The sequence below is a fragment of the Pseudomonas fluvialis genome, from assembly GCF_002835605.1.
GTDB classification, from domain to species: domain Bacteria; phylum Pseudomonadota; class Gammaproteobacteria; order Pseudomonadales; family Pseudomonadaceae; genus Aquipseudomonas; species Aquipseudomonas fluvialis.
In genome coordinates, this window is the sequence record NZ_PIYS01000033.1 from 1 (window position 1) to 6,013 (window position 6,013).

Sequence of the window (6,013 nt, forward strand, 5' to 3'; positions counted from 1 at the left end):
ACCGTTCCAGCGGATACGCGATACCGTTCCAGCGGATACGCGATACCGTTCCAGCGGATACGCTATCCACAGGCCAAACAGGCCGCAAACCCGCGCCAGCATTGGGTTTCAGCCTTTGGCGAAAACCAAGCTAATCCGGTTTTAATCCTTTTTTAATCATCGCGTGCCCTGCACGGGGCACCCCTGCGGGGTTCCCCCACCGCTGCGCGGCGGCTCCCCTTCCCCCTATCGAGGCCCCCAGCGGGGGCCGCAATGTGCCCCCCTACGGCCTACGGCCTGCGCGGCTTCGCCTTGCGTCGCCCCCCTCCGCCCCCCTCCGGGGGGAACGAGTCGCCCTCTGTCGTCAGGGGTGTAGGGCATACGGGCCTGCGGCCCTTCTTTCCTTCACCCCTGCCGGGAGCGTGGGTCGTTCCAGGTCAGTCAAGGGCCGCTGCGCTTTCCGGGGGTGGTCCGTGTCCTCGCTGCGCTGCGGGCCGCGCCAGCCACCCCCTCCACCCTTGACAGCCCTTCCACTCCAACAGCCGGACAGCCAAACAGCCGTCAACAGGCTAAAACGGCCCGTAGCGGCGTTTTTTGGCCTTGGTGGTACATCCGGCAGGGGTTGAGCAAGAAAACGCGCTGTAGGCCCGTTTCCGGGCTTTCTGGCGGTATTAGCGGCGGGCGGGTCAAGGGCGCGAAGCGGCCCCGGCTGGCTGGCGCGGCCCGCAGCGCAGCGAGGACACGGGCCAGACGGGGCGAACCCTTGACGCGACCAGAGCGGCCCAGCCTGTGCGAGTGGGGGCAGGACGAAGGGTGAAGCCCGCCACCCTGCCCCCCGAGCCTCACGGCGGCGAGTGGCCCCCGGCAGGGCCGCCGGAGGCATGCGGCGTTAGTGGCCGAAATCCGGGTGTTTTGGGTCAGTGAATGGGGTGCTTTTTGGCAGGGTCACATGGGTAGGCGGTTCGAGAGGTTCCGAACCATCCAGAAATGCCGGTTCAGTGGCAGGCGGTTGCAGGTCAAACAGCGCCCGGTCATCGGCACGGGTTAGGGCAGCGTCCAGCATGGCAAGCAGCTTGTCTTTGGGCCACTCGCCGCGCTCCACTTTGGCGAGGATGGCAGCACCGACCAGGATTTTCCGGCGCGTGTCCTGCTGGCGGGACACCTTGGCGAGTGCGGCCCGCTTGCGGGCTTCGATTTGTTGCTTCTTGGCCTTCTCTTGTTTCAGCTTGGTTTCGAGTGCGGCTATCCGTTCGTCGATGCTTGCCATGTTGTTTCCTCCAGTGGTGGCGATGGCTGCATTTTATCGAGCGGTTTCAGGGGTGACTAGCTGCGGAGCAGACGGGTAGAATACCCGGCAGCGACACCCCCGAAGCGAGAGCGAAGGGCGCACTTATGCAAACTTCGTTTGCGTGCGCCCCTTCGGGGGGAAAACCAACAGCCGGAGCCAGCCCGTGGCAATCTTTCACCTCAGCGTTAAGACCGTCAGCCGTTCGGCTGGTCGCAGTGCGACCGCCGCCGCTGCCTATCGCGCTGGGTGCAAGATCACCGACGAGCGAACCGGCGAGATTCACGACTACACCCGCAAGGGTGGCGTGGAATCTGCCGCCGTCATCCTGCCGGACAACGCCCCCGAGTGGGCACGCGACCGCGCCCAACTCTGGAACGCCGCCGAGCAGGCCGAGAAGCGAAAAAACTCCACGGTAGCCCGCGAGTTTGAAATAGCCCTGCCCGCCGAGCTTTCCCCCGCAGAGCGGGAAAAGCTGGCGCACGACTTCACCCGCGAGCTGGTGAACCGTCACGGCATGGCCGCAGACGTGGCGATTCACGCCCCCGGCAAGGAGGGCGACAACCGCAACCACCACGCCCATATCCTGCTGACGACCCGCCGCCTTGGGCCTGATGGCCTGGGCGAAAAAACCCGCGAGCTGGACGACCAGAAAACCGGCAAGGAGCTGGTCAAGCAGTGGCGCGAGCGGTTCGCCACGCTGCAAAACGAGCGGCTACGCGAGGCAGGCCACGCCGTCCAGGTCGATCACCGCAGCCACGCCGAGCGCGGCCTAGAGGCCGAGCCGACCCGCCACCTTGGGCCAACAGCCAGCGCCATCGAGCGGCGCACCGGCGAACGCAGCAGGAAGGGCCAGCAACACGACCAGGACGCGCTAGAGCGGCTGGCCCGCGCCAAGGCGCTGGGCGAGTTGGAACGCCAAGGGAAAGCCGCCGACCGTTCAATCATCGACCTGTCGGGCGACATCGAGGCCGCCAAGCGCGACCGCGCCCAGCAGCAGGAGCGCGAAGCGCAGGCCGAACGCCAGCGCATCGAGCGCATGAACAGCACCGAGCTGGCCCACGAGATCGGGCGGCTACGCCCGCCGCGTGTGCTTGACCTGGTAGAGCGTGACCCCGCCGTTTTGCGGGCCGAGGCCGAGCGCCAGGCGCTCCAGAACCGGCACACCGAAGCGGGCAGCGCCTCAGCCCGCGCCCGCGACCAGGCGCAGGCATGGCGCGAAGCGCACAAGGTGCAAGCGTGGCTGAACGACAAGGGCATAGTCCACGCGGCCAAGCTGCGCGAGCTGGAGGAACAGCGCGAAGCGAACCGGGCCGAGTGGCAGAAGCTGGGGCCGCAGATCGAGCAGGCAGGCTTGCAGGTGCAGCACCTGCGAAGCCAAGCGCATCAGCGCATCAGCGCCGAGCAGGCGCCGACGCTTGCCAAGGTGGCCGAGCTGGAGGAGCTGCGCCGGGAGAAGGTGCGGCAGGAGTTCGAGCAGCAGAAGCGCCAGCAGGCCGAGAAGAAGGCCGAGCGCGAGCGGGCAGCCGTGCCGCAGGACTTCCGGGCAATGGCCGCGAAGCGGGAAGCGAAGGCCAGCGGCTGGAGCGACCGAGGCGAGCAATGGAAGGCCGCGCCGCAAGGCTTGCGGACGCTGATCGACGGCTACAACGCCGCGCCCAAGGAGATGCGCCCGGCCATCCTCGACCGCATCCTGAGCGACGGCCAGCGCCGTGAGCAGGTGCGCGAGCTGATGGCCGAGCAGCGGCAGCAGTACCGCGCCAACGATCGCGGCATGGAGCGGTAAAAATAATCCTTGCGTCACTCCAAACGGTTGCTATAATGTCACTACTGACAAAGGAGAAGCCGCATGAATGACGCACTTGAAGCCCTTTTCGGGAAAGCCGACTACTCGCACATTGCCCGCGATGCCACCGTTACCGTGAGCATCACTGCCGCCGAAATGGCCGCGCTGCTGGGTGCGTATGACCGTGGCCTAGACGCACTCGACCAGGACGAGCGCGACGGCCTGAATGCTGTCATCAGCAAGTTAGGCATCACAAAATCCATTCTCATGAGCACGAGCAACGGTTTCGTCACACTGCGCCTCATGACCGAGCAAGACCTCCCGATGCTCTATGAATGGCTAAATCGGCCTCATATCGTCGAGTGGTGGGGTGGAGAAGAAGAACGCCCAACACTCGCTGACGTGCAGAAACAGTACCTGCCAAGCGCTCTAGCGCAAGAGTCCGTCACTCCCTACATTGCAATGCTGAATGGAGAGCCGATTGGGTATGCCCAGTCGTACGTAGCGCTCGGAGGCGGCGACGGGTGGTGGGAAGACGAAACCGATCCAGGAGTACGCGGAATAGACCAGTTATTGGCAAATCCCTCGCAACTGGACAAGGGCCTGGGAACCAAGCTAGTTCGCGCGCTGGTTGAACTGCTTTTCAATGATCCTGAGGTAACCAAGATTCAAACGGACCCGTCACCGAGCAACATGCGCGCGATTCGATGCTACGAGAAGGCGGGGTTTGAAAGGCAAGAAACCATAGCCACCCCAGATGGGCCAGCTGTGTACATGGTTCAAACCCGTCAGGCATTCGAGCGGGCGCGCAGTGATGCCTAACCCTTCCATCGAGGGGGACGTCCAAGGGCTATCGCCCTCGGCCGCCCCTCATGTCAAACGTTAGGCATCATGGGTGAATTTTTCCCTGCACAAGTTTTCAAGCAGCTGTCCCACGCTCGCGCGGTGATCGAGCGCCATCTGGCTGCGACACTGGACACAATCCACCTGTTCGGATCTGCGATCGATGGAGGGCTGAAGCCGGACAGCGACATAGACTTGCTCGTGACCGTCAGCGCCGCACCTAACGATTCGCTCCGGCAGGCGCTAATGCTCGATTTGCTGAAAGTCTCATCACCGCCAGGCGATGGCGGAACATGGCGACCGCTGGAGCTAACTGTTGTCGCTCGAAGCGAAGTAGTGCCTTGGCGCTATCCGGCGCGGCGTGAGCTTCAGTTCGGTGAGTGGCTCCGCCACGACATCCTTTCCGGAACGTTCGAGCCTGCCGTTCTGGATCACGATCTTGCGATTTTGCTGACCAAGGCGAGGCAACACAGCCTTGCGCTTCTAGGCCCATCCGCAGCCACGTTTTTCGAGCCGGTGCCGAAGGAGCATTTCTCCAAGGCGCTTTTCGACACTATTGCCCAGTGGAATGCAGAGTCGGATTGGAAGGGTGACGAGCGGAACGTCGTTCTTGCTCTTGCTCGCATTTGGTACAGCGCTTCAACTGGTCTCATTGCTCCTAAGGACGTTGCTGCCGCATGGGTATCGGAGCGTTTGCCTGCCGAGCATCGGCCCCTCATCTGCAAGGCACGCGCGGCGTACCTGGGTAGCGAGGACGACGACCTAGCAATGCGCGTCGAAGAGACGGCCGCGTTCGTTCGATATGCCAAAGCAACGATTGAGAGAATCTTGCGTTGAGCGGCATGTGCGAAAAGTGCATCGACCCGCGCCGAGGGCATCTGATGCCTAACTCGGCGTTCAAGCGGACGGGCTGCGCCCGCCGCTCAACTATGCGCTGAAAGATGAGCTGTGGCCATGAAGGACGCGAACGACAAAAAGACCGCCGACCTCTTGGCGTCACCCGGCGCGAAGCGGCAAGCCGCCTACGCCGAGCGCCAGAGGGCGCAGGGGCGGCGGCAGCGTTCTTTTTGGCTGACTGACAGCGAGGCCGGCCAAGTGATGGCGCTCCTGGAGCAGTTGCGGCCGCAGGAGGTGGAGCATGGCGACGAAAAAACTTGATGACCTGCTAGCCCGCATGGGCGAGATGCAGGAGAAGGCCCGCCAGCGGGCCGAGCGTGAGAAGCGCGACCCTCTGCCGGGTGCGCCCCTGTCGAAAAACGTGGTGCAGCTCCCGCTATGGCCGGAGCCTGTCCGGGCGGTGCCGAACGGCTTTCTACGGTCTGCGCTGTTCGGCGCGATTGCCAAGGGGCGGCGGCGGTACATCAACGGCGAGGATCTCGCCGCCGTCGATGGCGTGACGATCCGCTACAAGGGCGAACGCCTCGACCAAGGCGACCTCGACGTGTGGGAGAGCGTGCTGCACGCCGTGCGCCTTCAGGAGCTGGGCAGCCAGTGCCGCGTCACGTCCTACGCCCTGTTGAAGCTCATGGGCAAGACCGACACGGGCAAGAACCGGACGACGCTACACAACCGCATCGAGCGGCTTGTAGCCAATGCCGTGACGGTCAAGCAGGGCCGCTACACCTACATCGGCGGCCTGATTCGCTTCGCGGCCAAGGACGAGGAAACGCAGGAATGGGTCATTGAGCTGGACGAGAAGCTGCGCCCGCTGTTCGCAGGCGACCAGTTCACGCAGGTGGAATGGGGCGTGCGTCATGCGCTGGACGGTAGCCAGCTCGCGCAGTGGCTGCACGGCTTCTACGCCAGCCACGCCAAGCCGTTCCCGTTCAAGGTCGAAACCCTGCTCAAGCTGGCAGGCAGCGAGAACGACAACCCAAGCAGCGGGCGGCAGAAGCTGCGCAAGGCGCTGGATGCCGTGGCCGAGGCTAGCGCGGCCCACGGCGAGGGGTTCAGCTACGAGATTCGCGGCGACCTCGTGCACATCGAGAAGAAGGCCCAAGGGGCGCAGCGGCGGCACTTGGCCAAGAAGGCGGCCAAGCCCCGGAAGCCTCGCGGCTGATACCGTTCCAGCGGATACGCGATACCGTTCCAGCGGATACGCGATACCGTTCCAGCGGATA

6 protein-coding genes are annotated in these 6,013 nt (G+C 64.2%); 5 read left to right on the forward strand and 1 reads right to left on the reverse strand.

Annotation, left to right across the window (positions count from 1 at the left end; genetic code table 11):
• Positions 1-868 precede the first annotated feature (868 nt).
• A complete protein-coding gene (locus CW360_RS16105; protein ID WP_212633305.1) occupies positions 869-1,246 on the reverse strand; it encodes a hypothetical protein in 378 nt (125 codons plus the stop codon).
• 184 nt (positions 1,247-1,430) lie between these two features.
• On the opposite strand from CW360_RS16105, the gene mobQ reads away from it, so the two are divergent.
• The 5 genes from mobQ to trfA all read left to right on the forward strand — a co-directional run bounded on the left by mobQ (position 1,431) and on the right by trfA (position 5,952).
• A complete protein-coding gene (gene mobQ, locus CW360_RS16110; RefSeq protein WP_157825316.1) occupies positions 1,431-3,050 on the forward strand; it encodes a MobQ family relaxase in 1,620 nt (539 codons plus the stop codon).
• A 267-nt stretch (positions 3,051-3,317) separates the two neighbouring features.
• Complete coding sequence (locus tag CW360_RS16115) at positions 3,318-3,872, forward strand: AacA4 family aminoglycoside N(6')-acetyltransferase (RefSeq protein WP_101194401.1); 555 nt, start codon at positions 3,318-3,320, stop codon at positions 3,870-3,872.
• A gap of 69 nt (positions 3,873-3,941) precedes the next feature.
• Positions 3,942-4,730: an ANT(3'')-Ia family aminoglycoside nucleotidyltransferase AadA5 gene (locus CW360_RS16120; RefSeq protein WP_000503573.1), complete on the forward strand. Its 789-nt coding sequence runs from the start codon at positions 3,942-3,944 to the stop codon at positions 4,728-4,730.
• A 117-nt stretch (positions 4,731-4,847) separates the two neighbouring features.
• Positions 4,848-5,051, forward strand: a complete 204-nt coding sequence (urfF, locus tag CW360_RS16125; protein ID WP_101194399.1) for a plasmid repression protein F — start codon at positions 4,848-4,850, stop codon at positions 5,049-5,051.
• Positions 5,032-5,952 (forward strand): plasmid replication initiator TrfA, encoded by a 921-nt coding sequence (trfA, locus tag CW360_RS16130; protein WP_101194400.1) that lies wholly within the window; start codon positions 5,032-5,034, stop codon positions 5,950-5,952. Before urfF ends, trfA begins: the two co-directional genes overlap by 20 nt.
• Positions 5,953-6,013: the final 61 nt, after the last annotated feature.